Here is a 26,293-nt window from a genome sequence, read left to right on the forward strand (position 1 = left end):
CGCTCATATGTTAATCCCTGTTTGATCGATCGTTTGAGCGGGGTTCGTCACACCGTCCCTCGCACCCGTCCGTGCCCCGGAATCGAGACGATCCGGCCGCCCGTCCGTACCTGACGGATATGGGGCACGCCCGCCCCGCAACCGCCACCGGACCGACCGAGGGACGTACACCATGAACGCAACCGCAGCCATCGGCGTGACCGGCCTGGGCGTGATGGGCCGCAACCTGGCGCGGAACTTCGCCCGCAACGGCTACACCGTCGCCGTCCACAACCGCTCGGCGGGCCGCACCCGCGCGCTCATGGAGGTGTACGGCGACGAGGGCGCGTTCGTCCCCGCCGAGACGCCCGCGGACTTCGTGGCCGCCCTGGAACGCCCCCGCCGCCTGATGATCATGGTGCAGGCGGGGGAGGCCACCGACGCGGTCATCGACGAGTTCGCCCCGCTGCTGGAGCCCGGCGACATGATCATCGACGGTGGCAACGCCCACTTCGCCGACACCCGCCGCCGCGAGGCCACTCTGCGCGAACGCGGCATCCACTTCGTCGGCACCGGCGTCTCCGGCGGCGAGGAGGGAGCCCTCGAAGGCCCGTCGATCATGGTCGGCGGCTCGGCGGAGGCGTACGACGTCCTCGGCCCGATGTTCGAGACCATCAGTGCCAAGGTCGGCGGCGAACCGTGTGCCGCGCACATCGGCAGCGACGGCGCCGGGCACTTCGTCAAGATGGTCCACAACGGCATCGAGTACGCCGACATGCAGCTCATCGCGGAGGCCTACGACCTGCTGCGTCAGGTCGCCGGCTACACCCCGGCCGAGATCGCCGACGTCTTCCGCCGCTGGAACCAGGGCCGGCTCGGCTCCTACCTGATCGAGATCACCGCCGAGGTGCTGGCCCATGCCGACCCGGTCACCGGCGCCCCGTTCGTCGATGTCGTCGCGGACGCCGCAGGCCAGAAGGGCACCGGCCGCTGGACCGTGCAGACCGCGCTCGACCTGGGCTCGCCGGTCACCGCCATCGCCCAGGCCACCTTCGCCCGCGCCGCCTCCGGCCAGCGCGACCTGCGCGCCGCCTACTCGGGCCTGCCCGGCGGCACCCGCTCCCCGCTCAGCCGCACCGAGGCCGAACGCTTCACCTCACAGGTCGAGCACGCCCTGTACGCGTCGAAGGTCATCGCCTACGACCAGGGCTGGAAGATGATCCAGGACGCGGCCGCCGAGTACGGCTGGAAGATCGACCTCGGCACCGTCGCCCGGATCTGGCGCGGCGGCTGCATCATCCGCGCCTCCTTCCTCGACCGCATCCGCGCCGCCTACGCCTTCGACCGCGACCTGGTCAGCCTGCTCGGCGAGATGGAGTTCGCCATGGAGATCACCGACGCGCAGGTCCCCTGGCGGGAGATCATCGCCTCGGCGGCCCGCCGCGGCATCCCCGTCCCCGCCTTCTCCGCCGCCCTCGCCCACTACGACACCCTGCGCGCCGACCGTCTGCCCGCCGCCCTCCTGCAGGGCCAGCGCGACTACTTCGGCGCCCACACCTACCGCCGCACGGACTGCCCCGGCACCTTCCACACCCACTGGACGGCGCCGGAGCGTACCGAAACGACGGCCTGACCAGCCGGGCAACTACACCTGCGCCAACGTCTGCCCGCCGCAGTCCCGGGTGTGCTGAGCCGGCTGCGGGGAGGGCTGGGCGGGCCCCTTGCCCAGATTGCGCCAGGCGATCCCGCCCAACACCGGTGCCATGAACATCAGCAGCAGCCAGATCGCCTTGGGCAGGTGGCGGACCCGTGAGTCCGGTGTCCTGACGCAGTCCACGAAGGCGTGCAGGCACAGCACGACCACCACGGCGTACAAGGCAAAGGCGACAAAGGCGGTCATCGATCCGGTTCCTTCCTGAGGGTCCCGGTGCCCGAACGGGTACCGGGATCTTGCCTGTTCGCCGCTTCATCGGGCGAGGCCGTCCTTGCGGTTCACGGAATCGCGCCCTTCTGCGCAATGCTGTCCGGCACGCCCGTCCTGTGCCGCCTTGACGCCCCGACCTGCGCCGACAAGGCTTCGGGCAACACACGCCCGGACAGGTAGGACGACGATGGCAGACTCCCCGGACACTCCCGACAACAGAGCCGTGGGCCGACAGCTCCAGGTGGAGACGCATGGCCTCGACGTCATCGCCGACGCCGAGCGCAAGGGCACCCCGCGGACCCTGTTCTGGCCCTGGTTCGGCGCCAACGTCTCCATCCTGGGGCTGAGTTACGGCGCCTTCGCGCTGGGCTTCCGGATCTCCTTCTGGCAGGCGCTGACCGCGGGCGTCATCGGCATCGTCTTCTCGTTCCTGCTCTGCGGTTTCATCGCAGTGGCCGGCAAACGCGGGTCGGCGCCCACCATGGTCCTCAGCCGCGCCGCGTACGGGGTGCGCGGCAACCGCCTGCCCTCGGTGATCTCCTGGGTGCTCACCGTCGGCTGGGAGACCGTGCTGTGCGCGCTTGCCACCATGGCCACCGCGACCGTGTTCGGACGGCTCGGCTGGGGAGGCGGCACGGAGACCAAGGTGGTCGCTCTCGTCCTGGTCGGCGCGCTGACCGTCATAGGCGGCGTGATGGGCTTCGACCTGATCATGCGGCTGCAGACCGTGATCACGGTCGTCACCGGCGTCCTGACCATCGTGTACATCGTGCTGGTCGCCGACCACATCCACTGGAGCACCGTCAGCGCGATCCCGGCGGGCTCCGCCCAGGAGTTCATCGGCGCGCTGGTGTTCATGATGACCGGCTTCGGCCTCGGCTGGGTCAATGCCGCCGCCGACTACTCCCGCTATCTGCCGCGCAGTTCGTCCAGCCGGGGCGTGATCGGCTGGACGACGTTCGGCGCGTCCGTGGCCCCGCTGCTCCTGTTGGTCTTCGGCCTGCTGTTGGCCGGCTCCTCCACCCCGCTCTTCGCGGGCGTCGCCGCCGACCCCATCGGCGCCCTGACGAGCATCCTGCCCACCTGGTTCCTGGTCCCGTTCGCCGTGGTCGCCGTGCTCGGACTGGTCGGCGGCGCAGTCCTCGACATCTACTCCTCCGGCCTCGCCCTGCTGTCGGCAGGCCTCAGGATCCCCCGCTACCTGGCCGCCTTCGTCGACGGCGTCCTGATGATCGCCGGTGCGATCTACATCGTCTTCTTCGCCGACGACTTCCTCGGCCAGTTCATGGGCTTCCTGACCACCCTCGGCGTCCCCATCGCCGCCTGGTGCGGCATCATGCTCGCCGACCTGGCTCTGCGCCGCCGCGACTACGACGAGCGCGACCTCTACCGCCCCGCCGGCCGCTACGGCGACGTACCGCCCGCCCCACTGCTCCTCACCCTCGCCGCCACCGCCGTCGGCTGGGGACTGGTCACCAACTCGGCCGCGAGCTGGCTGACTTGGCAGGGCTACCTCCTCGAACCGTTCGGCCTCGGCGGCAAGTCCGGCGCCTGGGCCTCCGCCAACCTCGGCGTCCTCGCCGCCCTCGCGCCGGCCTTCCTCGGCACCCTGGCCCTGGGGCGCGCCCGCGTCCGTGCCCAGGAGGCAGAGGCGCCCAGCCCGGCGACGGGGGAGGAGGTGCCGATCGCATGACCTCGTCCGCCACCGGACTGCTCGCCGTCATCGACATGCAGCGCGTCTTCGCCGACCCCGAAAGTCCCTGGGCCGCCCCCCGCTTCACCGAGGCGGCGGCGGGAGTACGACGCCTGCTGCCGGCCTACGGCGACCGGGTCGCCTTCACCCGCTTCCTGGCCCCCGCCGAACCCGAGGGTGCCTGGCAGACGTACTACGAACAGTGGCCCTTCGCCCTCCAACCGCCGAACGCCCAACTCTGGGAACTGGCCGACGAGTTCACCCCTCACGCACGGCATGTCGTCGACGCCGCCACCTTCGGCAAGTGGACCCCGGAACTCGCCCGGCACATCGGCCCCGAGGGGCGCCTGGTCCTGGCCGGTGTCAGCACCGACTGCTGCGTCCTGTCCACCGCGCTCGCCGCCGCCGACGTCGGTGTGGAGGTGCTGGTCGCCGCCGACGCCTGCGCCGGCGCGGACGACGACTCGCACGCCAAGGCGCTGCACGTCATGGACCTGTACCGCCCGCTGATCCGCGTGACCACCGTCGCCGACCTCCTCGGGGAGGCGGGGTGAGCGAATCCCCGCTCAAGCAGCGCCGTCTGGCCCTCCTCGGCGGCGGCTTCAGCCTCGACGACGACGGCCTTCTGGACGACTGGCTGCTGAGCCACGCGCGCACCACCCGCCCCCGTGTGTGCTTCGTGCCCACCGCCAGCGGGGACGCCGCCGCGTATGTCGAACGGTTCTACGACGTGTTCCGGTCACGCCACACCGGTGAGCCGTCCGTACTGCCGTTGTTCCGGCGGGAGTTGGACGACGCAGCCCTGCGGGCGTTCATCCTGGCGCAGGACGTCGTGTACGTGGGCGGCGGCAACACCGCGAACATGCTGGCCGTGTGGCGCACACACGGCGTGGACCGGCTGTTGCGCGAGGCCTACGACCGGGGCACCCTGCTGTGCGGCATCAGCGCCGGCGCCAACTGCTGGGCCGAGGGATCGCACACCGACTCCTTCGGCCCCCTCACCTTCCTCCCGGACGGACTGGGCCTGCTGACCGGCTCGGTCTGCCCGCACTACGACAGCGAGCCGGGCCGCCGTCCCTCGTACCGTGCTGCGGTCGCCGACGGCTCGCTGCCCGCCGGATGGGCACTGGACGACGGGGTGGGCGCACTGTTCCTGGACGGGCAGCTGACGGAGACGGTGACGCGGGTGCCGGGCGCCCAGGTGTACCGGGTGGAGCCGGACGGGCGGGGCGGCGCCGACGAGCGGGCGCTCCCGTGGCGCCTGCTCACCTGAGTGTCGGGCGACCTTGGCCTTATCCGGTCGGTACCCGCAAGGCACTTGCCGGGTTCAATCACCTCTATCGCGTCACGTAACCGACGGCCCCACCCGTCAGGAGGCACCGTGCTCGCCGCTCCCGAACCCGACCTCACCGAACACGACATCATCGAGCGCGCCGTTGCGCTCAGGCCCGTCCTGCTCGAACGTCAGCCGGAGACCGAGCGGTTGACGCACTACCCCAAGGACACCCACGAGGACTTCCTCAGGGCCGGCTTCTACCGGATGCTCCAGCCACGGCGCTACGGCGGCTACGAGTTCGGCCTGCCGGTCTTCTACCGCGTGGTCACCGAGATCGCGCGCGGCTGCCCCTCCACAGGGTGGGCGCTCTCGCTGACCGCCGCCCATGTGCTCCAGGTCGCCACCCTCTTCGACGAGCAGGCACAGGACGAGATCTTCGGCGCCGACGGAGACTTCCGGGCCGCGTCCACCGTCGTACCCGTCGGGGTCGCACAGCCCGACGGCAACGGCCATGTCGTCCTGGACGGCATCTGGCCGTACTCTTCCGGCGCCCCCTATTCGACGCACTACGTCGGCCAGACCCTGCGCGCCCCGGCCGCACCTGGCGAGACGCCGGGGCCGCCCGTGCTGTTCGTCGCGCCGCGCTCGGTGTGGACGGTGCTCGACGACTGGCACGGCGTCCTCGGCCTGCGCGGCAGCGGCTCCAACAGCATCCACATGGAGCAGGCCCGCATCCCGGCCCACCTCACCCGCGAGGCCTTCCTGCTCGACCTGCCGGTCGAGGGCGGCAGCGTCGGCTCGACACTGCACGGCAATCCGATGTACGCCGGGCGGGCGCCGAGCTTCTTCCACGGGGAGTTGGCCGCCATCATGATCGGCACCGCGTACGCGGCCGCCGACGAGTACGCCCGGGTCGTGGCCGCCCGCCCCCTCACCCTGGAACCGGACCGCACCCGGGCCGACCTGCACGACTACCAGCGTCACCTCGGCGAGGCGCTCGGCATCATCGACATGGCCGAGGCGGCGCTGCGGCAGACCGCGCAGGACTGGATGGAGACCTGCCGACGCAACGTCACTGGGGAGGCCCCCTTCACCGTCGTCGAGGACAACCGGCTCGCGCTGATGTTCCTGAACGCCGGGCGCGCCGCCTGGGACGTGCTGCAGGGCATCCTCTTCCGCACGGCCGGCTCCCGGCACGCCCGCGACGGCGAGCGGATGCAGCGCTACTTCCGGGACGCGGCCACGTACTGGACGCATGTGGGAGCCGGCATGGCGGAGCCGCTGACCCGCCGGGTCGGCTGCGACCGACTGGGACTGCCCTCGCAGGACATACCACTGATTCCCTGAGGCAACCACCCGTGGTGATTTCCTGGGGAACGGATGAATGGGCTGGTTGGGATCGGGTACGCGAGCAGGACCGTGCCGGGGGCCGATCTTGTCCCGGGCGGGCCGTACGACCGCCGCTACCAGGGGATCTGCCATGGAGATACCTGCCAACGACCACACCACCACACCGGCCCGGCAGGCGCTGGACGCGCTGGCCGTGAACACCGAGGACACGGCGGCGCTGGACACGCTCGCCGGCAGCGAGGTGCTGGTGCCCGTGCCCGATGACGCGAGCCAGGAGGATGCAGTGGATCCGAGCGCGGTGGCGCTGCCGGTCCTGGAGCAGCCGGGCGGCGACCCGGTGGTGCCCGTGTTCACCTCGGAAGGGGAGATGGCCGGGCTGCTGCCGTTCGTCTCCCGCTACCGCCTGGTGCCGCTCGGTGCGCTGGCCTCGCAGTGGCCTGCCGACGATCTGTCGCTCACCATCGACGCCGGGTCCGAGCACCCGCTGACGCTCACCTCCGAGGGTGTACGGACCCTGCTGGTCCGGCCCTGACGGCCCTGGGGGCGGCGCCGGGCCCGGGAGATGAACGGCGCCGACCCCGCTCATGCCCGGGCGCCCGCGTCGCCGCGCCAGACGATACGACTGCCTCGCCCGCCGCGCCGCTCCCGGACGCGCCGCGACTGCCCGCAGAACACGGCGGTTCGTGGCATTTCATCGCGGGTCGAACACGTCCTTGAGCCGCCGCTGCAACGTGTGGGTGACGGGTCCGCGTCGGCGGCCTCCCGCTGCCCGGGCACGCCGTCCCCGGGCGCCAGGCCGTGCCGCTCCGATGCAGCTGGTCGCCGTCGAGGACCCGTGCGCGATCCGCCGCCGCGCGATCAGGACGCCCGCCGCACACGGCGTGCCTGCCCCGGCGCCGACCCGGCGACGGCCGAGGTCGCCTTCGCCGCCGTACCGGATCTGCTGCGGCAGAAGTGGGACGCATGCGGCCGCAGTAACGTGATCGCATGGAACAGCGCATCACATTGATCACGCTGGGAGTGTCCGATCTCGCCCGCGCCAAGCGCTTCTACGAGGCGCTGGGCTGGCGGGGCCAGGAAGTCGAGGAGACCGTCTTCTTCCAGGCGGGCGGTCTGGGGCTGGTCCTGTGGAGCCGCGAGAAACTCGCCCGTGACTGCGGCCTGGAGCCGGGAGTTGCCGGGGGTTTCGGCGGGATGGCCCTCGCGCACAACGTCCGCTCCGAGGCGGAGGTCGACGCACTGCTCGCCGCCGTCCAGCGGGCAGGCGGCACCATCACCAAGCCCGCCGCCACCAACGCCATCGGGTTCTACTCGAGCGCCTTCGTCGACCCGGACGGCCACGCCTGGGAGATCGCCCACAACCCCGGGTTTCCCCTGGCCGAGGACGGGTCGGTCACGCTTCCCGATTTCGGCGCCGCATAGGGCCTGGTGAACCGTCCGTCATTCCGGCTCTCGGTATTGCGGCCGGCACAGCGGGCGCCGGCAGACGGTGCCCGGCGCCGTCCTGGAGCACGAGGGCGAGCGCTACCTCGTCTCCTACCGTGGCCTGAGCGACTGGGCAGTGAACCTGCGCGGCTCGCCCGACTGCCGGCTGATCGTCCGCGGCCGCACCAAGGACCTCACCGCGCAGGAAGTGCCCGAGGCGAACTGTCCGCCCCTGACGGGGCCCACCGCGAGAAGTACGGCAGCATGCCCAAGGTGTCCGCGGTCCTGACCGCCCTGCCCGACCCCGCAGACCACCCGGTCTTTCCGCCTCCGCGGCCGTAACTGATCACCGCATGCCGCAGCGGTCCACAATGGCCGCATGACGTGGATCTCCGGCGTGGCCGGCGGGCTGCTGCTGGCGGTCACGGTCGCCAGCGTGCTGCGGACCCTGGTGGTGCCGCGAGGGCTCTACTCGATGCTGGTGTACCGGCTGTGGTGGGTGTTGCGCCGCCTGCTGGGGCTGGCGGCGATACGCGGCGGCTACGGCGCTGTCGACCGCGCGCAGACCTGGCTCGCTCCGCTGATCCTGATCGGCATGCTCGCGACCTGGCTGGGCGGAGCGCTGACCGGCTTCGGGCTGCTGCTGCACGCCGTGTCCGGGCTGTCCTGGAGCAGTTCCTTCCGGGAGGCGGGCTCCAGCCTGCTCACCCTCGGTTTCGCCAGCGGCGACCGGCTGCGGCTTTCCGCGCTCGACTTCGTCGCGGCGGCCACGGGCCCGGTCCTGATCGCCCTGCAGATCGCCTACCTGCCCACGCTCTACGCCGCCTACAACCGGCGCGAACTGGAGGTGACCCTGCTGCAGTCCCGGGCCGGCGAGCCCGCCTGGGGTCCGGAGATCCTGGCCCGGCAGTGGCTGGTCGACACCGAGACCGCACTGCCGGAGCTGTACCGGGCCTGGGAGCGGCTGGCCTCCGACATCGGCGAGAGCCACTCCACGTACCCGGTCCTGATGGCGTTCCGCTCGCCCCGGCCCTACCGGCACTGGCTGGTGGGTCTGGTCGCCGTGATGGATGCGGCGGCCGTACAGCTGGCGCTCACCCCGCGCAGCGCCCCGCCGGAGGCCCGTCTGGTGCTGCGGGCCGGCTTCACCGCCCTGCGTGACATCGCCCGTGTCCAGCGCTTCCCCTTCGACCCGGATCCCGCTCCGGACGCCGCCCTGCGTCTGACCTACGTCGAGTTCGAGGCCGCGGTCGCGATGCTGGAAGCGGCGGGCTTCAGTGCCGAACGCAGCGTCGCCGACGCCTGGCCGCACTTCCACGGATGGCGGGTCAACTACGAGGCGATCGCCTACGAGATGTGCCGCCGCTGTGATGCCGTACCCGCGCTGTGGACGGGGCCGCGCGCCTTCGCGTCGACGCCGATCCCGCCCCGCAGACCGGCGGATCGCAGGCCCGGCGAGAACCGGCCGGGGCAGCCGGGCCAGGCCGGCGGAAGCGCTCCCTGATCACGGGCCGTCCGGGGTGCTTGCCGGCATACGGCCGTGCCCACAGAGATCATCCGGCTCGTCGACGAACTCGTCGCGCAGATGAGGTCCCGCTCCGGCCCCGGTCACCGCCAGACCATGGGCCGGCTCGCCGAGGCCGCCCGCGTCGGTGGCGCCGAGAGCGCGACCGCGGTGATCGAGGCGCTCGCTCCGTGGCTGCGCGACCTTCAGGGCGACTACGCCGCCACGGCCGTGCCGGCGGGGGCCTGCGTGGAGTGGGGTGGCTCGCCCAGCCCTGGTCGACGTCCTGCCACAACGGGCCTCGGAAGCCATGATGCTCAATGCGGCGGTGCCGGAGCTCTGGGCCGAGGCGACCCGGCGGAGACCGCTGCCGGAGCCGGTGAGCGCGAGCAATGGCCGACTGGTCAAGACCCTCGGCAAGCCGACGAGCCGCTGCTCGTCCTGGATCCCCGCACCCGCATGGGGTACGCCCTGACGATGGGCGCCATCGGGGACATCTTCCAGCTGCACACCCTCCTCGCGGAACGGCTGATCGGCGATCCCGAGCAGGGATTGGTCGCGGGGGAGCGCCGCGCGCACTCATGGGTGGAGGCGGCCACCGACGGCGACTCGAACCTGGGAACGAGCGATCCCGCGATATGCCGCTTCCGCCTCTTCGACAGGCACGGCGGCCATGTGTACCCCGACGGCGTCCCGGCCGACATCGAGCCGCTCGACGGCACCCGGGTGCTCGTCCTGCATCCGCCCAACGGCACCTTCGGCATGGGGGTCGGCCGCGTCTTCGAGCACATGACGCCCACCCTCCGACTCGACCGGATACTCCAACGGACCGAGACCCAGGCCTGGTTCGACCAGATGGCGCCCGCCGTCGAGAACGATCTGACGGCGGGCTAGGCCGGGAGCGAAGCCGACTGGGGGAAGGTCACCCCGGTGAGCTCCTCTGAGACCGTCCACAGGCGGCGGGCGGTGGCCGGGTCGCTGGCTGCCGGTGAGCGGCCGACCAGGGTCGGGGCGCCGCGCATCTCGCCGAGGCCGTCCGGGCCGACATAGCTCGCACCGGGCAGGTCCTGCACGGCGGCGTACAGCGTCGGCAGGGCGCCGGCCTCGCTGTCCTGGGCCATGAAACGGTTGCCGACCCGCATGAGGGCCCGTCGCAGTGCACTGCCGTCATGGCTCTGGAGGTTTGTCGCCGCGTAGCCGGGGTGGGCGGCAAGGGCACGTACGGACGAGCCCGACTCGGCAAGGCGGCGCTGCAGTTCGAGGGTGAAGAGCAGATTGGCCAGCTTGGACTGGCTGTACGCCGTGATGGGCGCGTACTCGCCGGTGAGGTTGAGGTTGTCGAAGTGGATGCGGGGGCTGCCCGGCATCTTGTGCGCACCGGAGGACACGGTCACCACCCGGTCGGTGATGTGCGGCAGCAGCAGGTTCGTCAGGGCGAAGTGCCCCAGGTGATTGGTGCCGAACTGCATCTCGAAGCCGTCCTTGGTGGCGGACTCCGGGATGTTCATGACACCGGCGTTGTTGACGAGCAGATCAAGGCCGCCCTGCCAGCCGGCGGCGAACTCGCGCACCGAGGTGAGATCGGCGAGGTCGAGCCGGCGCACCTCCACGCTCCCTCGCACGCCTGCGGCAGCGGCCTCGCCGCGCTTCACGTCCCGCACGGCGAGCACCACATGCGCGCCCGCACCGGCCAGCGCCTCGACGGTGGCGATGCCGAGCCCGCTGTTGGCGCCGGTCACGACGGCGGTGCGGCCGGTCTGGTCGGGGATGTCGGTGACGTTCCACTTGCTGGGTTGAGTAGTCATGCCCGCCAATGTAGGCGGTGTCAACAATGCTGTCAATGACAACAATGGTGACGCCGACAACAATGTAGGCGCCACAAACATGACCGATACACTGACGCCCATGCACACCCGCAATCGCCGCTACCACCACGGAGACCTCCGCGCCGCCCTGCTGACCCGTGCCGAGGAGACGCTCCGCGAGAAGGGGCCGGCCGCGTTGTCCCTGCGCGAACTCGCCCGGGACCTCGGCGTCAGCCATGCCGCGCCGAGCCGCCACTTCAAGGACAAGCAGGCACTCCTTGACGCGCTCGCGCTGACCGGATTCGAGCGGCTGACCGCCGTCCTCGGGGCCTCGCAGGACGGCGTGGGGGAGGCGTTCGCCAAGCGGCTCGACGCGATGGTCCGTGCGTATGTGGGTTTCGCACGGGACAACGCCGAGCTGCTCGACCTGATGTACTCGATCAAGCACGACCCGGAGGCCTCCGACGCGCTGCGCGAGGCCGAGCAGCGCTGGTCGACCCTGGTCGTCCGGCTGATCGGCGAGGGTCAGGCCCAGGGTGAGGTGCGGGAGGGCCCGATGGAGCGCGTCGGCCTCCCGGTGTTCGCGGCCCTGCACGGCTACGCCGACCTCGCGGTGACCGGCATGCTGCCGCCGGAGGCGGACGAGCACGGGCTGGACGACGTGATCGCGTTCATGCTCCAGGGATGCGCTCCGGCGTGACATGGATCACTAAAGATCTACCCGCCTGATGCAACTGCCGCCCATGCCGTAACTGTCTGACAGGAAGGCGGGTCCTTCGGGGCCGAGGAGCGAGAGAGTGGGGCAGGTCGTGGGACGGCGCAAGGGCAGCATAGGGATCGCACTCGTCACGGTGGCGATGCTGGCGGCCACGAGTGCCTGCGGCGGTGCGGGCAGCAGCAAGGCGAGCGCGGACGACGGAAAGGCGGGCGGCAAGGCGGGTGCGAGCGCCTCGCCGTCACCGACGAAGCCCGCGGGCCCGCCGATGCTGCTGGAGACGATCACCCCGCAGACGGGAACCACGGTCGGCGTGGCCATGCCGATCTCGGTGATCTTCACGAACCCGGTGGCGGCCAAGGCACGGGCCACCGTCGAGAAGCACATGAAGGTCAGCGCCTCGCAGTCGGTGGCCGGCGCCTGGCACTGGATGGGCGACAGGCGCGCCGACTGGCGGCCGAAGACGTACTGGCCCTCCGGCACGAAGGTGAAGATCGACGCCGACCTGAAGGGCGTCAGCAACGGCAACGGACGCTACGGCGTGCACGGTTACACGCACACCTTCACCATCGGCGACGACGTGCGCGCGGATGTCTCGGTGACCGGCCACACCATGAAGGTGACCCGCAACGGCAAGCTGGTGCGCACCCTGTCGATCAATGCGGGAAGCGCCCAGTACCCGACGTGGGACGGCACGATGGCCGTCATCGACAAGCAGGAGAAGGTCCACATGACCTCCTGCAGCGTCGGCATCAGCTGTGACAAGGGCAGCCCCAACTTCTACGACCTGACGCTGCCCTGGGACGTCCACCTGACCCAGTCCGGCACGTACGTCCACTACTCGACCGGCGACCCCAACCCGGGAAGCGGCAGTGCCCGCGGCTCGCACGGCTGCGTCCATCTGTCCATGTCGGACGCCAAGTGGTTCTACGGCCAGGTCAAGCAGGGCGACCCGGTCACCGTCACCGGCTCGCCCCGTGGCAAGGCCCCGGCCGACAACGGCTACGCCTCGTTCAACCTGAGCTGGTCCCAGTGGCTCGCAGGCAGCGCGGCCGGGGAGCAGACGACCGCACAGCTGTGACGCCGAGCATGCAGCGAGCTCACCCCGAGCTCTAGGAAGAACCGTGGGCCGCGGCCCGGCTGCCCAGCAGCCGGGCCAGCACCGCACGCTGCAGCGGCAGCACCTCGGTGTGCAGGTCGCGGCCCTTGCCGGTCAGGGCGACATACACCCCGCGCCGGTCCTCCGAGCAGACAGAACGCTCCACCAGGCCGTCCTTCTCCAGCCGGCCGATCAGCCGTGAGAGCGCGCTCTGGCTGAGATGGACCCGTCCCGCGAGGTTCTGCACCCGGCACTGGTCGCCCTCGCCGGGTGCCTCGGACGCGAGGATGTCGAGCACCTCGAAATCGCTCGCGCCCAGACCGTGCGGGTGCAGGACCCGGTCGATCTCGCACATCGTGCGGGCGTGCACGGAGAGGATGTCCCGCCATCTCTCCTCGAGCCCGGACTCGGCCGTCTTCACTGCCATACCTGCACGGTAACACCGAATCAGCCATTAGTTGACTGTGCAATGAATGCGGGTGCATGCAGCCCGGCGGGTCGTCAGGCGGGCGGGTCCTGGAGCAGCCCGACCAGATTGCCGTCGGCGTCCTTCAGTGAAGCGATCAGCCTGCCGTTGCCGACGTCCTGAACGTCCTGGACCACCTCCGCCCCGGCGTCCACCAGAGCGGCGAGCCGCCCCCGGATGTCGTCGACGTGCCAGTACGGCACCGGCCCGGTGAGGCCCTTCGCGTGTCCGTTCGGGTCGAGGCCGACGTCCTGCCCGGCGTCCTTGAAGCCGACGTAGTACGGCGCATCCGCGTACGGCTCCACTTGCAGCAGGGCGCTGAACAGGGCCTTCGCCCGGGCAATGTCCTTGACGGGGTAGATGATCGTCTTGAGGCCCGCGGTCATGATGGCTCCTCCGTATGGGGTGGCCCGACGGAATTCGTCGGTGATTCCACGCTAGGGCGGAGGGTGGTCCGGCGGCTTCTCCAATCCTGACCGGTCCGCTACCGCCGAAACACTGCGTGAGGGGGGCCTCACGGAGTGTCGCGCGTGCGCGCGGGGGGACTGGGGGGAACCAGAGATGCACGAAATGACCTTCGACTTCGAAGGCCTCATCCGGATGATCGCGAACAACCTCTACAGCGAGAAGAAGGTGTTCATTCGCGAACTCATCCAGAACGCCCATGACGGCACCCGCCGACGGGCCGCGGAGCACGGCGTGGTCGGCAGGATCGAGGACCAGCAGGACGTCCTGCCCCAGTGGGCCCGCTTCGTCAACGGCGTCATCAACACCCGGGACCTCACGCCCACCGCGGCGCGGGACAACTTCCTGCGCGACGACAACTGGGGAGCTCTGCGAGACGCTCTCGGTGGCTCTGAAATTGGGCAGGCGTGAAGAAGCGCAACGGTGGTCGGAGTTGAGCGCCCTCCATGTGCACTTGGTGTGGGAGCGCTGCTGGGTTCCGGCGTTGCAGGTGTCCCTCGCTTTGTTCGACAATGACGCTCCAGCCGCGCGAGCCGCGTCGCGGGCGGGAGACGCGATCGTGCCGCCTCAACGGCCCGTCTACCGTGCCGTTGCCGCCATGGAAGCGGTCCACACTCTCCTGATCGACGAGGCGCAGGGAGATCCCGCCCATCCCGCACACCTGGCCCGTCTGCGGCCGAAGCAGCTGCGCGATGAGAGCGTCCAGGCATTCGTCGTCCGCTACCGCTGGCACCGCATGCTCATCTGTCTCGAACTCGCCAGCCTCCGCTACGCGGCCGGCATACCTCCACGCGATGACGCCTACTACAGGCCCCGACGCGATCCCGGGCCCCGACCGGATCCGTCTACCCCACGAGATCGACAAGCGGCTGGAGGCACTCCGCGAGGCCTGTGACGCCGCACTCAGCCACGCCCGCGAGGCGGACACCCGCTTCCACTGCTCCTGGCGGCAGCAAGAGACGCCGACCTGCGCGACCGCGGCGAACGCATGGCCCAAGCCCTCTGGCGCCGGGTCCGTCCCCACTGACCGGCCCCGGCCACCTCACGTCGACTCCCGCTTCACCAGCTCCGTCGGCAGAATCACCGCCGCCGGGTCCTCGCCGCCGATCTGTGCCAGCAGCACCCGTACCATCTCGGAGCTGATTCGGTCGTAGGGCTGGCGGATCGTGGTGAGGGCGGGGGTGGCCTCCGTCGCCGCGATGGAGTCGTCGAAGCCGCCCACGGACACGTCCTCGGGCACCCGGCGGTCTGCTCGGCGCAGTGCCGCCAGGGCACCCTGTGCCATCAGGTCGGAGGCCACGAACACGGCGTCCATGTCCGGGGCCTGCGCCAGCAGCCGTTCGCAGCCCGCATCGCCGCTCGCCCGGCTGTAGTCGCCGGAGACGATGAGCCGTTCGTCGATCTCGACGCCCGCCTCTGTGAGCACCTCCTTGTAGCCGGCGAGGCGATCGACGCCGCCCGGGGTGTCCAGCGGGCCGCTCACCATGCCGATCCGGCGGCGCCCTCGCGAGAGCAGGTGGCGCACCATGTCACGGGCGCCGTCCCGGTCGTCCGCCGCCACGTAGCTCACCTTGGAGCCGAGCCCCATGGGCTTGCCGCACTGGACGAGGGGCACCCCCGCCTCGCGCAGCTGCTCCGCTACCGGGTCCCCGGAGTGGCTGGAGACGAGCAGCACCCCGTCGACGTGCCCGGCGGTGATGTACCGGGTTATGCGCCGCCGTTCGTCCTCGGTGCCCGCCAGCATCAGCAGCAGCGGGATGTCGTGCGCGGCCAGCGCCTGGGTGCAGGCGCTCAGCAGGACGTTGAAGTTGGGGTCCTCGAAGAACCGCTCCTGAGGCTCCGTCAGCAGGAAGCCGACCGAGTCCGAACGTCCGGTGATCAGCGAACGGGCGTGCCGGTTGACGACGTAACCCGTCTTGCGGATCGCGGCGTTGACCGCCTCCTGGGCGGACGGGCTGACGTAGTGCCCGCCGTTGAGCACTCGCGAGACGGTGCCCCGTGAGACCCCCGCCTCGCGGGCCACGTCGTGGATCGTCGGCGGTCTGCGTCGGCCCCCCGTGTTGCTCATGGTCATGACTTTACGGCCCCGGAGAGCAGATCGAGGCTCCAGAAGCGCTGGATGACCAGGAACAGCGCGATCAGCGGGAGTACCGCGAGGAACGCCCCTGTGATCACCAGGGTGTACAGCGCCGGCTGGTTCGATCCCTGTTCCAGGAGTGTGTACAGGCCGAGCGTGATCGGGAACTTCTCGTCGTCGCTGAGCATGATGTACGGCAGCAGGAAGTTGTTCCAGATCGCCACGAACTGGAACAGGAACACCGTCACCAGGCCGGGCACCATCATCGGCAGCGCGACCCGGGTGAAGATCCGCCACTCGCTTGCCCCGTCCATCCGCCCGGCCTCCACCACATCCCCGGGGACGGCCGCGGCCGCGTAGATGCGGGCGAGGTAGACGCCGTAGGGGGAGAGGATCTGCGGCAGCATCACGGACAGGTAGGAGTCCGTGAGGTCGGCCTTTGCCAGCAGCAGGTACTGCGGGATGGCGAGGATGATCGGCGGCATCAGCACGCCCGCGAGCAGGATGTTGAACATCGTCTCGCGGCCGCGGAAGCGGTAGGTCGCGAGCGCGTAGCCGCTGAAGGACGACACCACCGTGGACAGCAGGGCGCCGAGACCGGCGTACAGGGCGGAGTTGCCCATCCACTTCCAGTACACGCCGTCACGGTAGGCGTTGAGCTGCTTGATGTTGTCGGCGAAGCCGGTGCCCGGCAGGAACGTGAACGTGGAGAACAGCTCACGCCCGGACTTGGTGGACGCGATGATCACCCACGCCACCGGCAGCAGCGTGTAGATCGCGCCGAGCACCAGCGTGATCGTCGGGACCAGTGCGATACGGCGGCGCAGCGGCGGACGGTCCTGGGCGGCACCGGTGGTGCCGGCCGCGGACGGGGCCTTGTGGACGGCAAGAGAACTCATCGTGCTGCCTCCTGCTTCTGACGACGGTTCGCTGCCCGCAGGAAGCCGAAGGACAGGACGAGCGTCGCGAGGGCGATGATCACGGCCTCGGCGGCCGCCTGGTAGATGTCGCCCTTGCGGAACGCGTCCTGGTACACGTTCATCAGCGGACTCCACGTCAGCGGCAGGGAGTTGGTCAGCGGCTTGAGGGTGGTCGGCTCGTTGAACACCTGGAGCGTCGCGATGATCGAGAAGAAGAAGGTCAGCACCAGTGAGGGCGCCACCATCGGAATCTTGATCCTCAGGGCGATCTGCAGCGGCGTGGCGCCGTCCAGCTTCGCCGCCTCGTACACCTCGGCCGGGATGGCCCGCAGCGAGGTGTAGATGACGATCATGTTGAAGCCGGTGCCGCCCCACACCGCGATGTTCGCCATGGCGAGATACAGCGGACCCCCGTCGAGGAGGTTGGGCTGCGGCATGTGCAGCTTCTCGAGCAGGTAGTAGAACGGGCTGACGTCCGGCAGATACAGGAAGCCCCACATCAACGCCGCCACCACGCCGGGGATGGCGTACGGCAGGAAGATCGCGAGCCGGGTGAACGGCGCGAAGCGCACCTTGTCCGAGTCGAGCATCAGCGCGAACAGCAGGGCGAGGCCCAGCATCACCGGCACGACGATGCAGCCGTAGCCGAGGACGCGCAGGGCCCCGTCGATCAGCTCGTTGTCGGTGAGGGCGTCGGTGTAGTTCTCCAGGCCGGCCCAGACCTCCTTGCGGGCGCCCGAACCCAGGCCGAGCCCGGAGACGTGCACTTTGCGGAAGCTGAGGTAGACCGCATAGCCGATGGGCAGGGCGAAGAACAGGGTGAAGAGGGTCGTTGCGGGGAGAAGGAAGGCGTACGGGGCCCCCTTGACCCCGTACGACCTCCGGCGTGCGGTGGTCACTCGGAGACCTCGAAGCCCTGCTTCTTGAGGTCGGCGACCGTGGCGTCCTGCATCTTGGCCAGGGCGGCGGTGAAGTCCGACTTGTTCTTGGCGGCGGCGCCGAAGGCGTCGTTGAAGGTCGTGTAGGCGACGTTCACATTCGGGCCCCAGGCGGAGGGCGCCGTGGTCTTCGCGATCGCGGCGGCCTTGGTGTAGAAGTCCGACTGGTTCGAGAAGTAGGCCGGCGGCTGGGCGAAGGCGCCGCTGGTCTGGGCGTTGGTGGCGGCCGGGTAGATGCCGCTCTCCTTGGCCAGCGCCTGCAGCGCGGAGCCGTCGGTGTTCAGCCAGGCGGCGAACTTGGCGGCGGCCGCCTGGTGGGCGGAGTCCGTGGTGACGGCGGTGGAGGAGCCGCCCCAGCTGCCGGTGACGTTGTCGCCCGCGGACCACTGGGGGAGCGGGGCCATGGCCCACTTGCCCTTGGTCTCGGGCGCGGCCGTGGTCAGCGTGCCCGGCGCCCACACGGCGGAGACCCAGGCGATCTGCTTGCCGGTGTTGAGGGCCTTGTTCCAGGCAGGGGTGTACATCGGCTGGTTGTCGATGGCGCCCTCCTTGACCAGGCCGCCCCAGAAGCCGGCGACCTTCTTGGTGGCCGCGTCGTCGATGCCGACCTTCCACTTGTCGCCGGAGGTCGTCCACCACTTGGCGCCGGCCTGCTGGGCGAGGCCCGCGAAGAGGCCGGAGTCGTTGGCGGAGAAGGTGGTGAGGTCCTTGTCCGGCGCCTTCTTCTTCAGCACGCGGGCCGTCTCGGCGAACTGCTCCCAGGTGGTGGGGACCGTCAGGCCGTACTTCTTGAACAGGTCCTGACGGTAGTAGAACATCATCGGCCCGATGTCCTGCGGGATCGCGTAGACCGCGTCCGTGCCCAGGGTGGTCTGCTGCCACACGCCGTCGGCGAACTTGCTCTTGGTGTCGCCGACGTCCTTCGATATGTCGGCCAGCGCGTCGTTGCTGACCAGCGTCGGCAGCGCCTGGTACTCGGCCTGCACCAGGTCGGGCGCCTTCTTCGCCTTGTGCGCCGTGAGGATCTTGGTGATCAGCGAGTCGCCGGACGCCTGCTTCTTCACCGTGACCGTGATCTGGTCCTTCTTGCCCGGACCCTTGTTCCACAGGTCCACGACCTTGTCCATGCCGGGCGTCCAGGTCCAGTACGTCAGCGAGACCGGACCGGACTCGGTCTTGCTGTCCGAGTCGGACGAGCCGCAGGCGGCGAGGGCGGTGGCGCCGAGGGCGACGGCGATGGTGGATGCCACGAGGCGGGTGCGCTTCGTGTTGGGCATGGATCTCTCCCCTGACCTGGGTCCCCGCCTGGTGCGGAAACCTGCCATGCGAATCACTTGAGCCGGGTCCTCGCCCGTCGCGAGGACCTGAGATGCTCTCTGTGAGCGTTCACAGTAGAGAAACATCCCGGACACTTGTCAATGGTTGTTGCTGTGCGGTTATGTTGGGCTCACACCGCCGCCGCTGTGTGTGCACGTTCCCAAATGATCGATAAAACGGGAGAGATCCATGCCGGAGACCAGCCCCAGGGGCCTCACCAGGCTCGCCTTCGGTGGGGACTACAACCCCGAGCAGTGGCCGGAAAGCGTCTGGGACGAGGACGTACGGCTGATGCGGGAGGCCGGCGTCACCATGGTGAGTGTCGGGATCTTCTCCTGGGCGCTGCTGGAGCCCTCACCAGGGGTGTACGACTTCGACTGGCTCGACCGCCTGCTCGACCTGCTGCACGAGAACGGCATACGCGTCGACCTGGGCACCCCCACCGTGTGCCCGCCGGTCTGGTTCTACCGGGCCCACCCTGAGGCTCTCCCCGTGACCCCCGAGGGCGTGCGCCACGAGTTCGGCTCCCGCGCCGCCATCTGCCACAGCAACGCCGACTACCGCGCGGCCGCCGCCGGCATCACCACCCGGCTCACCGAGCGCTACGGCGACCATCCGGCCCTGGCGATGTGGCACGTGCACAACGAGTACGGCGTCCCCGTCTCGGCCTGCTACTGCGACTCCTGCGCCGCCCACTTCCGCCGCTGGCTGGAGGCGACGTACAGGACCGTCGAAGCCGTCAACGAGGCCTGGGGCACCGCCTTCTGGGGCCAGCGCTACACCGACCTCGAGCAGATCAACCCGCCGCGCGCCACCCCGACCGCCGTCAACCCGGCGCAGGCGCTCGACTACAAGCGCTTCGCCGACGCCACCATGCGTGAGAACTTCCGTATGGAGCGGGACATCCTGCACCGCCTCTCGCCCGGCATCCCGGTCACGACGAACTTCATGACCGCCCTCAGCCAGTGCGACTCCGTCGACTACTGGGCGTGGGGCCGCGAGGTCGACCTCGTCACCAACGACCACTACCTGATCACCGACGGCCGCCGCACCCACGTCAACCTTGCGATGGCCGCCGACCTCACCCGCTCCGTCGCCGGCGGCGCCCCCTGGCTGCTGCTCGAACACTCCACCTCGGGCGTCAACTGGCAGCCCCGCAACCCCGCCAAGGCCCCCGGCCAGATGGCCCGCAACTCCCTCGCCCACGTGGCCCGCGGCTCCGACGGCGCCCTGTTCTTCCAGTGGCGCCAGTCCCGGCGCGGCGCCGAGAAGTTCCACTCGGCGATGCTCCCGCACGGCGGCACGGAGACCCGCGTGTGGCGCGAGGTCGTCGAACTGGGCGCCGCCCTCGACTCGTTGAGCCAGGTCCGCGGCACCCGCACCCGGGCCGACGTCGCCGTCCTGTGGGACTGGCACTCCTGGTGGGCGCAGAACCTCGACTGGCGCCCCAGCGAGGACCACGACGCGCGCGAACGCGCCGACGCCTTCTACGAGACCCTCTACGACCGCCACCTCACGGTCGACTTCGCCCACCCGGAAACCGACTTGTCGGCCTATCCCCTTGTCGTCGTGCCCGCCCTGTATCTGATGACGGAGGCGGCCGGCAACAACCTCAAGGAGTACGTCGAAGGCGGCGGCACGCTTGTCGTCTCGTACTTCTCCGGCATCGTCGACGAGCACGACGCCGTCCACGAGGGCGCCTACCCGGGCGCGCTCAGGGACGTGCTCGGGCTGACGGTCGAGGAGTTCTCGCCGCTGCTGCAGGGCGAAGCGGTGCGTATCAGCGGCCCGGACGGCTCCGAGCTCAGGGGCGACGTGTGGACGGAAATCGTCGTCCCGCGCGGCGCAGAGACCGTGTGGACCTATGCCGACGGCCTGACCGCGGGCCACCCGGCCGTCACCCGCCACCGCCTCGGCGAGGGAACCGCCTGGTACGTCTCCACCCGCCTGGGCGCCGAGGGCCTGGACGCCCTGCTCGGCTGGGCGATCGAGGACGCGCGTGTCACCCCGCGTGCCGACCTGCCCCACGACGTCGAGGTCGTCCGCCGCACCGGCGAGTCGGGCAGCTACCTGTTCGCGGTCAACCACTCCGCGTCGGACGCCAAGGTGCCGCTGGAGACGCACGGCACCGAGCTGCTGACCGGTGAACGCGCCGCGGGCCGCCTCGAAGTCCCCGCCGGAGCCGTCCGGGTCGTACGACTCGACGGCTGAGCCGACTCCCCTCCGTCCGCGTGTGCCACGAGAGCCGCGGGCGGAGGGGCCCTCCCTCCGCACCCACCGGAGGGACCCCCATCCTCAGGGATCTCCCCATCCCCATTCGTCGAAGGGACGACGGACGACGATGTTCCATCCCAGACGTACCCTCAGGACCCTGCTGCTGCCGCTGGTGGCCGGGCTCGCCCTGGTCGCCCTGCCTGCACCCAGCGCGCAGGCGGCGAGCACTCTCACCAACGGCGGCTTCGAGTCCGACGGCACCGGCACCGCGACGCCGGCCGGCTGGTCGACGTACTCGGCAGCCGGCCAGAACTCCGCCTCGTACACCGAGTCCGGTGGCCACAGCGGCAGCTACCGTCTGTCCCACTACTCCGCCTCGGCCTACAAGGTCGAGACGTACCAGTACCTGTCGGGGCTGACCAACGGCACCTACACCCTCACCGCCTGGACCCGCTCCAGCGGCGGGCAGAACTCCGCCTACATAGCCCTGAAGAACTGCGGCAGTTCCGACCAGCGCACCGATCTTCCGGTGTCCACCAGCAGCTGGGTCCGGATCGTCACGTCGATCAATGTGACCAACAACCAGTGCACGATCAGCATCAACAGTGACGCGAACGCGGGCAACTGGATCAATGTTGACGACCTGACCTTCGCATCTGGATCAACTGGATTGTCGATCAAGGGTGCCGACATCTCCTCCCTCGCCAAGAGCGAGGCCCTCGGCGGCGTCTACAGGACCAGCTCCGGCACCACCGGCGATGCGGTCACCATCCTCAAGAACACGGGCATGAACTACGCGCGCCTGAAGGTGTGGGTCAACCCCGCCGACGGCTACAACAACAAGACGCGCGTGCTGGCCATGGCCAAGCGCATCAAGGCGGCCGGCATGAAGCTGCTGGTCGACTTCCACTACTCGGACACCTGGGCCGACCCCGGCGCCCAGGGCAAGCCCGCAGCGTGGTCCGGGCACTCGTACAGTCAACTCAAGACCGACGTGTACAACCACACGTACGACGTGCTCAACGCGCTCAAGGCCCAGGGCACCACCGCCGACATGGTCCAGGTCGGCAACGAGATCAACGCGGGCATGCTGTGGTCCGAGGGCTCCACGGACAACTGGTCGCAGCTCGCCGGCCTGATCAACTCCGGCTACAGCGCCGTCAAGGCCGTCTCCGCCGGCACCCAGGTCGCGCTGCACCTCGCCAACGCCGGTGACGACTCCACGGTCCGCTGGTGGTTCGACAACGCCAACACGTACGGCATCAACTACGACGTGATCGGTCTGTCGTACTACGGCTACTGGCACGGCTCGCTGGCCGCCGCGCAGACCACCCTGGACGACGTGGTCTCCCGCTACGGCAAGCCGGTGTTCATCGCCGAGACGGCCTACCCGTTCCGGCTGGACAGCATGGACTCGCTCACCAACCAGATCGACACCACCGGCGAACTGGTCTCCGGCTACCCGGCCACCCAGGCGGGCCAGCTGGCCTGGATGAACGCCGTCGCGAACATCGTGGAGGCCGTCCCGGGCAACAAGGGTCTCGGCGTCTTCTACTGGGAGGCGACCTGGACCGCGGTCACCGGCAACGGCTGGGACCCGACCGACTCCACCTCCGGCAACGGCTGGGAGAACCAGGCCCTCTTCGACTACGACAACAAGGCCACCTCGGCCACGAGCTGGTTCAGCCACCGCTGAACCTGTGTGGAGGGGGCCCGGTCGCAGGGGAGCGGCCGGGCCCTCGCCCATGTTCCCGCGCTAGGAACGCAGGGCCGAGGGTCCCTGCCCGCGGTCCGTCGGGGTCCGTGCCGTCCGGTCGGGCGGGTCCGGCGGCTCGTCGAGGTGTCCGAGCCACTCGCATATGAGCCGCCCCAGCAGCGCACCGCCGTAGACGACGAACCCGACCCCGACCAGCCAGGACTCCACCACCAGGACGGTGCCGACCGGTCCGTAGCTGATCGCGTTGGTGACCAGGAGGGGGGTGAAGACCAGGTAGGAGAAGCCGCGCAGGCCCACCAGGCCCGCCATCGTGGCGAGCGCACCGGGCAGCAGATACCGCCAGGGCACCTGGCGGTTGAGCAGGAAGTGCGGCGCCCACCAGAAGAACAGCACACCGACCCCCACGCTGAGCAGAATGCGGGGCGGGCCCTCCAGTACGGTCCGGGTCTGCACCTGTGCGTACAGGTACGCCATCAGCATGACCAGCCAGACCGCGTGCCGCCAGAGGTGGTGCCAGGGAGCGGCGGCCGTCCTCCAGATCCGTTCGTAGCCGTTCTGCACGCTGGAGGCGAAGGACATGCCGAAAAACGCGAGCAGCGCCAGGCTCAGCGCGCTGGTGGTGCTGATCACCTTGCGGGTCGGGCCGAACACATGTGCGAGCGCGTCGGCAGACCGGCCATTCAGGGCCATGCCGTCGACCAGCCACAGCGCGAAGCCGCCGTGCCCGAACGGATCCGCCGCGGCCACCACGATCAGCAGTGGCGCCAGCGTGACCAGGGCGAGCGTCGCGAAGCCCATGGCCCGGTGCATCAACTCCAGCTCCGTGCCGCGCCGGTGCAGCTCGGCAAGCCCCAGCCGGTGCCAGGCGGCCAGCCGTGACATGGGGACCACCCCTTCCTCCGGCCGGGGCTACCGGTGGTGATGTCCTGAGTGGCCAGGAACGCGTCCCGGTAAACCTGATCGGGTGACGCGGCACCCGGTGGGCATCCCTACACATGCCAGCATGAACTGTCCCGACCTCGACGAGGAGGTTTTCATGGACCGTCCCAGTGAACTCGTTCCGCTCCGGTACGTCGCCATCGGCGGCCGTGGCCCCGAGGACGTCGTCGCCGACGCCCACGGCCGGGTGCTGACCGGAGTGGAGGACGGCCGCATCCTGCGCATCGACGGACTGGCCGAGCCCTCGGCCGCCCGCGTCGAGGTGCTCGCCGAAACCGGCGGCCGGCCGCTCGGCCTCGAACTTCTCCCGGACGACGCCCTGTTGGTGTGCGACGCCGAACTCGGGCTGCTGCGCGTCGACCTCGGCGAGGGCATCGTGCGCATCCTCGCCGACTCGGTGGCGGGGGAGAGGCTGCGGTTCTGCAGCAATGCGGTCGCCCTGTCCGGCGGCAGTGTCTGCTTCACCGTCTCCAGCCGCCGCTACCCGTTGGACCAGTGGATCGGCGACCTCGTCGAACACACCGGAACCGGCCGCCTGCTGCGCCTCGCCCCGGGCAGCGAGAGCCCCGAAGTCCTGCTGGAAGGGCTCCAGTTCGCGAACGGACTGGCGCTGAGCGCTGATGAATCGTTCCTGGTCGTCGCCGAGACCGGCGCCCGCAGGCTGACCCGCTACTGGCTCACCGGCGAGAAGACCGGACAGAGCGAACCCTTCGTGGAGAACCTGCCGGGCATGCCCGACAACCTCTGGCGGGCCGGCCCGGACGGCCCGGTCTGGGTCTCCCTGGCCGGGCCCCGCGTGCCGCCGCTCGACCTGCTGCACCGTGCCACCCCCGCCGTCCGCAGCGCCGCTGCCCGCATCGCCGTCCGCGCCCCCTTCCGCCCCACGGGCAGCATCGGCGCCCTCGCGGTCGACGACCGAGGGACGATCGTCCACCACCTCATCCGCAGGCGCTCCGGCTACCGCATGGTCACCAGCGTCTGCGAGGCCGCGGGGCGGCTGGTCCTGGGCAGCCTCTGGGAGGGAGGCATCGCCGTGTGCGAGCGACCGGCCCCGAAGTGACCCGGGCGTGGGCCGGGCGCTACCCTGTTGCCCGGCCGCGAGCACCCCTCGCGGCGCGGCGGTGGGGCCCGCCGTACCCGAACCGCGGCAGTGGTGCCGCCAACGGTCCCTACTTGCGAAGGAGCGGCGCCCGCATGCCCCGGGCCCCGGCGAGTAGGAGACGTACGACCATGACAGCCCCGGAAGCCGAGAGCGTCCGCGCCCGCCCCCACACCCCGCGACCGCCCGCCTGGCGCACCCAGGCCCCCGTCGTCGCGGTGGTCGCGCTCGGCGGAGCACTGGGCGCCACCGCCCGCTACGCCCTGTCCCTGTGGTGGCCCACCCAGTCCGGCGGATTCCCCTGGGCGACCTTCTGGACCAACGTCGTCGGCTGCGCCGTGATCGGCGTGTTCATGGTCGTCATCACCGACGTATGGGCCGCCCACCGCCTCGTACGCCCCTTCTTCGGCACCGGCGTGCTCGGCGGCTTCACCACCTTCTCCACCTACGCCGTCGACATCCAGAAGCTGGTCGACGTCGGCCACCCGCGCACCGGGCTGGCCTACCTCGCCGCGACCCTGCTCGCGGCGCTCTCGGCGGTGTGGCTCGCGGTCACCGCGGCCCGCCGCGTCCTGAAGTGGAGGCAGCCATGACGAGGCTGACCGGCAACGCGCTGCGCGTGACCGTCTTCATCGGCGAGAACGACACCTGGCACCACAAGCCCCTCTACTCGGAGATCGTGCACCGCGCCCACGCGGCGGGTCTCGCCGGCGCCAGCGTCTTCCGGGGTATCGAGGGCTTCGGCGCGTCCTCCATGATCCACACCTCGCGGCTGCTGTCGCTGAGCGAGGACCTGCCCGTCGCGATCGTCATCGTCGACACCGAGGACCGCGTCCGCGCCTTCCTGCCGCAGCTCGACGAGCTCGTCGGCGAGGGCCTGGTCATCCTCGACGACTGTGAGGTCATCCGGTATGTCGGCCGCGATGACAGTCCCGGCAAAACGGACATGAAGGGTAAGAAGTCGTTGTGAACTGGCTGCTGGTCGTCGCGGGCGCCATGGTCGGTGCCCCGCTGCGCTACCTCACCGACCGCGCGGTGCAGTCCCGCCACGACTCGGTCTTCCCCTGGGGTACCTTCGCGGTGAACGTCACCGGCTGCCTGATCCTCGGTCTGCTGACCGGCGCGGTGGCCGAGGGGGCCGCCGGTTCCCATCTGCAGCTGCTTCTGGGTACCGGCCTGTGCGGGGCTCTGACCACGTACTCGACCTTCTCCTACGAGACCCTGCGGCTGACCGAGACCGGGGCGGGGCTCTACGCTGCCGCCAACGTCGTCGGGAGCGTGACGGCGGGCCTCGGTGCGGCATTCGCCGGGGTGTCGATCGCCCAGGCCTTGTGGGGGTAGGCGCCGGCCTGTCTCTCGCGCGTAGTAAGA

General features: G+C 70.1%; 28 protein-coding genes and 1 pseudogene. 20 read left to right on the top strand and 9 right to left on the bottom strand.

Features of this window, described 5'->3' with window-relative positions:
• Nucleotides 1–172 precede the first annotated feature (172 nt).
• Nucleotides 173–1,612 carry an NADP-dependent phosphogluconate dehydrogenase gene (gene gndA / locus IH68_RS0100400; protein ID WP_030926676.1) on the top strand — a complete coding sequence of 480 codons (1,440 nt, stop codon included), beginning with the start codon at nt 173–175 and terminating at the stop codon, nt 1,610–1,612.
• A 12-nt stretch (nt 1,613–1,624) separates the two neighbouring features.
• Here the strand turns inward: gndA and IH68_RS0100405 are convergent, their stop codons facing one another.
• Nucleotides 1,625–1,879: a PLDc N-terminal domain-containing protein gene (locus IH68_RS0100405; protein ID WP_051833014.1), complete on the bottom strand. Its 255-nt coding sequence runs from the start codon at nt 1,877–1,879 to the stop codon at nt 1,625–1,627.
• Nucleotides 1,880–2,090: 211 nt separating this feature from the next.
• On the opposite strand from IH68_RS0100405, the gene IH68_RS0100410 reads away from it, so the two are divergent.
• The 10 genes and pseudogenes from IH68_RS0100410 (at nt 2,091) to IH68_RS56175 (ending at nt 10,045) form a co-directional block, all read left to right on the top strand.
• Nucleotides 2,091–3,596, top strand: a complete 1,506-nt coding sequence (locus IH68_RS0100410) for a purine-cytosine permease family protein (RefSeq protein WP_030926681.1) — start codon at nt 2,091–2,093, stop codon at nt 3,594–3,596.
• Nucleotides 3,593–4,150 (top strand): cysteine hydrolase family protein, encoded by a 558-nt coding sequence (locus IH68_RS0100415; RefSeq protein ID WP_030926683.1) that lies wholly within the window; start codon nt 3,593–3,595, stop codon nt 4,148–4,150. Before IH68_RS0100410 ends, IH68_RS0100415 begins: the two co-directional genes overlap by 4 nt.
• Complete coding sequence (locus tag IH68_RS0100420; RefSeq protein ID WP_051833017.1) at nt 4,147–4,869, top strand: peptidase E; 723 nt, start codon at nt 4,147–4,149, stop codon at nt 4,867–4,869. Before IH68_RS0100415 ends, IH68_RS0100420 begins: the two co-directional genes overlap by 4 nt.
• Nucleotides 4,870–4,977: 108 nt before the next feature.
• Nucleotides 4,978–6,219, top strand: a complete 1,242-nt coding sequence (locus IH68_RS0100425) for an acyl-CoA dehydrogenase family protein (protein ID WP_030926688.1) — start codon at nt 4,978–4,980, stop codon at nt 6,217–6,219.
• A 133-nt stretch (nt 6,220–6,352) separates the two neighbouring features.
• Nucleotides 6,353–6,754: an SseB family protein gene (locus tag IH68_RS0100430; RefSeq protein WP_030926690.1), complete on the top strand. Its 402-nt coding sequence runs from the start codon at nt 6,353–6,355 to the stop codon at nt 6,752–6,754.
• A gap of 303 nt (nt 6,755–7,057) precedes the next feature.
• Nucleotides 7,058–7,231, top strand: a complete 174-nt coding sequence (locus tag IH68_RS57630; protein WP_234341136.1) for a hypothetical protein — start codon at nt 7,058–7,060, stop codon at nt 7,229–7,231.
• Entirely contained in the window at nt 7,210–7,644 is a 435-nt protein-coding gene (locus IH68_RS0100435) for a VOC family protein (RefSeq protein WP_030926692.1), read from the top strand. Before IH68_RS57630 ends, IH68_RS0100435 begins: the two co-directional genes overlap by 22 nt.
• A 49-nt stretch (nt 7,645–7,693) precedes the next feature.
• Nucleotides 7,694–7,936, top strand: a pseudogene (locus tag IH68_RS59635) (nitroreductase/quinone reductase family protein); the annotation flags it as partial.
• 90 nt (nt 7,937–8,026) lie between these two features.
• Nucleotides 8,027–9,151 (top strand): hypothetical protein, encoded by a 1,125-nt coding sequence (locus tag IH68_RS0100440; protein WP_030926695.1) that lies wholly within the window; start codon nt 8,027–8,029, stop codon nt 9,149–9,151.
• Nucleotides 9,152–9,187: 36 nt separating this feature from the next.
• Complete coding sequence (locus IH68_RS56175; protein ID WP_159403625.1) at nt 9,188–10,045, top strand: hypothetical protein; 858 nt, start codon at nt 9,188–9,190, stop codon at nt 10,043–10,045.
• On the opposite strand, the gene IH68_RS0100450 is transcribed toward IH68_RS56175, so the two are convergent.
• Complete coding sequence (locus IH68_RS0100450; protein ID WP_030926699.1) at nt 10,042–10,956, bottom strand: oxidoreductase; 915 nt, start codon at nt 10,954–10,956, stop codon at nt 10,042–10,044. The genes IH68_RS56175 and IH68_RS0100450 overlap by 4 nt on opposite strands.
• A gap of 100 nt (nt 10,957–11,056) precedes the next feature.
• On the opposite strand from IH68_RS0100450, the gene IH68_RS0100455 reads away from it, so the two are divergent.
• Both IH68_RS0100455 and IH68_RS0100460 read left to right on the top strand, forming a co-directional pair.
• Entirely contained in the window at nt 11,057–11,656 is a 600-nt protein-coding gene (locus IH68_RS0100455) for a TetR/AcrR family transcriptional regulator (protein WP_030926701.1), read from the top strand.
• A gap of 157 nt (nt 11,657–11,813) precedes the next feature.
• The gene (locus IH68_RS0100460) at nt 11,814–12,752 is read left to right on the top strand and encodes a L,D-transpeptidase (protein WP_051833088.1); all 939 of its coding nucleotides are present in this window, start codon (nt 11,814–11,816) and stop codon (nt 12,750–12,752) included.
• A gap of 31 nt (nt 12,753–12,783) precedes the next feature.
• Here IH68_RS0100460 and IH68_RS0100465 read toward each other — a convergent pair whose 3' ends face one another.
• Together IH68_RS0100465 and IH68_RS0100470 are read right to left on the bottom strand one after the other, a co-directional pair.
• Nucleotides 12,784–13,197, bottom strand: a complete 414-nt coding sequence (locus IH68_RS0100465) for a MarR family winged helix-turn-helix transcriptional regulator (RefSeq protein ID WP_030926705.1) — start codon at nt 13,195–13,197, stop codon at nt 12,784–12,786.
• A 74-nt stretch (nt 13,198–13,271) separates the two neighbouring features.
• Complete coding sequence (locus IH68_RS0100470) at nt 13,272–13,622, bottom strand: VOC family protein (protein ID WP_030926708.1); 351 nt, start codon at nt 13,620–13,622, stop codon at nt 13,272–13,274.
• A gap of 175 nt (nt 13,623–13,797) precedes the next feature.
• Between IH68_RS0100470 and IH68_RS0100475 the strand changes: the two genes are divergently transcribed.
• Entirely contained in the window at nt 13,798–14,112 is a 315-nt protein-coding gene (locus tag IH68_RS0100475) for a hypothetical protein (RefSeq protein ID WP_030926710.1), read from the top strand.
• 631 nt (nt 14,113–14,743) lie between these two features.
• Here the strand turns inward: IH68_RS0100475 and IH68_RS0100480 are convergent.
• The 4 genes from IH68_RS0100480 to IH68_RS0100495 are packed head-to-tail and all read right to left on the bottom strand — an operon-like array spanning nt 14,744 to nt 18,913.
• On the bottom strand, nt 14,744–15,775 hold the full coding sequence (locus tag IH68_RS0100480) for a LacI family DNA-binding transcriptional regulator (RefSeq protein WP_030926712.1): 1,032 nt from the start codon (nt 15,773–15,775) through the stop codon (nt 14,744–14,746).
• Complete coding sequence (locus IH68_RS0100485; RefSeq protein ID WP_030926714.1) at nt 15,772–16,677, bottom strand: carbohydrate ABC transporter permease; 906 nt, start codon at nt 16,675–16,677, stop codon at nt 15,772–15,774. Before IH68_RS0100485 ends, IH68_RS0100480 begins: the two co-directional genes overlap by 4 nt.
• Nucleotides 16,674–17,597: a carbohydrate ABC transporter permease gene (locus IH68_RS0100490; protein WP_030926716.1), complete on the bottom strand. Its 924-nt coding sequence runs from the start codon at nt 17,595–17,597 to the stop codon at nt 16,674–16,676. Before IH68_RS0100490 ends, IH68_RS0100485 begins: the two co-directional genes overlap by 4 nt.
• A complete protein-coding gene (locus IH68_RS0100495; RefSeq protein ID WP_030926718.1) occupies nt 17,594–18,913 on the bottom strand; it encodes an ABC transporter substrate-binding protein in 1,320 nt (439 codons plus the stop codon). The genes IH68_RS0100490 and IH68_RS0100495 overlap by 4 nt, the downstream gene beginning before the upstream one ends.
• Before the next feature lie 229 nt (nt 18,914–19,142).
• On the opposite strand from IH68_RS0100495, the gene IH68_RS0100500 reads away from it, so the two are divergent.
• Both IH68_RS0100500 and IH68_RS0100505 read left to right on the top strand, forming a co-directional pair.
• Nucleotides 19,143–21,164 (top strand): beta-galactosidase, encoded by a 2,022-nt coding sequence (locus IH68_RS0100500; protein ID WP_030926721.1) that lies wholly within the window; start codon nt 19,143–19,145, stop codon nt 21,162–21,164.
• A gap of 130 nt (nt 21,165–21,294) precedes the next feature.
• Nucleotides 21,295–22,863: a glycosyl hydrolase 53 family protein gene (locus IH68_RS0100505; protein ID WP_030926723.1), complete on the top strand. Its 1,569-nt coding sequence runs from the start codon at nt 21,295–21,297 to the stop codon at nt 22,861–22,863.
• 60 nt (nt 22,864–22,923) lie between these two features.
• On the opposite strand, the gene IH68_RS0100510 is transcribed toward IH68_RS0100505, so the two are convergent.
• Entirely contained in the window at nt 22,924–23,766 is an 843-nt protein-coding gene (locus IH68_RS0100510; protein ID WP_030926725.1) for a hypothetical protein, read from the bottom strand.
• Between the two features lie 154 nt (nt 23,767–23,920).
• On the opposite strand from IH68_RS0100510, the gene IH68_RS0100515 reads away from it, so the two are divergent.
• The 4 genes from IH68_RS0100515 (at nt 23,921) to crcB (IH68_RS0100530) (ending at nt 26,263) form a co-directional block, all read left to right on the top strand.
• The gene (locus IH68_RS0100515; protein WP_030926727.1) at nt 23,921–24,883 is read left to right on the top strand and encodes an SMP-30/gluconolactonase/LRE family protein; all 963 of its coding nucleotides are present in this window, start codon (nt 23,921–23,923) and stop codon (nt 24,881–24,883) included.
• Nucleotides 24,884–25,053: 170 nt separating this feature from the next.
• Complete coding sequence (crcB, locus tag IH68_RS0100520) at nt 25,054–25,515, top strand: fluoride efflux transporter CrcB (protein WP_030926729.1); 462 nt, start codon at nt 25,054–25,056, stop codon at nt 25,513–25,515.
• The gene (locus tag IH68_RS0100525; protein ID WP_030926731.1) at nt 25,512–25,892 is read left to right on the top strand and encodes a DUF190 domain-containing protein; all 381 of its coding nucleotides are present in this window, start codon (nt 25,512–25,514) and stop codon (nt 25,890–25,892) included. The genes crcB (IH68_RS0100520) and IH68_RS0100525 overlap by 4 nt, the downstream gene beginning before the upstream one ends.
• Complete coding sequence (gene crcB, locus IH68_RS0100530; RefSeq protein ID WP_030926733.1) at nt 25,889–26,263, top strand: fluoride efflux transporter CrcB; 375 nt, start codon at nt 25,889–25,891, stop codon at nt 26,261–26,263. Before IH68_RS0100525 ends, crcB (IH68_RS0100530) begins: the two co-directional genes overlap by 4 nt.
• Nucleotides 26,264–26,293 lie beyond the last annotated feature (30 nt).

It is taken from the genome of Streptomyces sp. NRRL S-646, assembly GCF_000720765.1.
Lineage (GTDB): Bacteria > Actinomycetota > Actinomycetes > Streptomycetales > Streptomycetaceae > Streptomyces.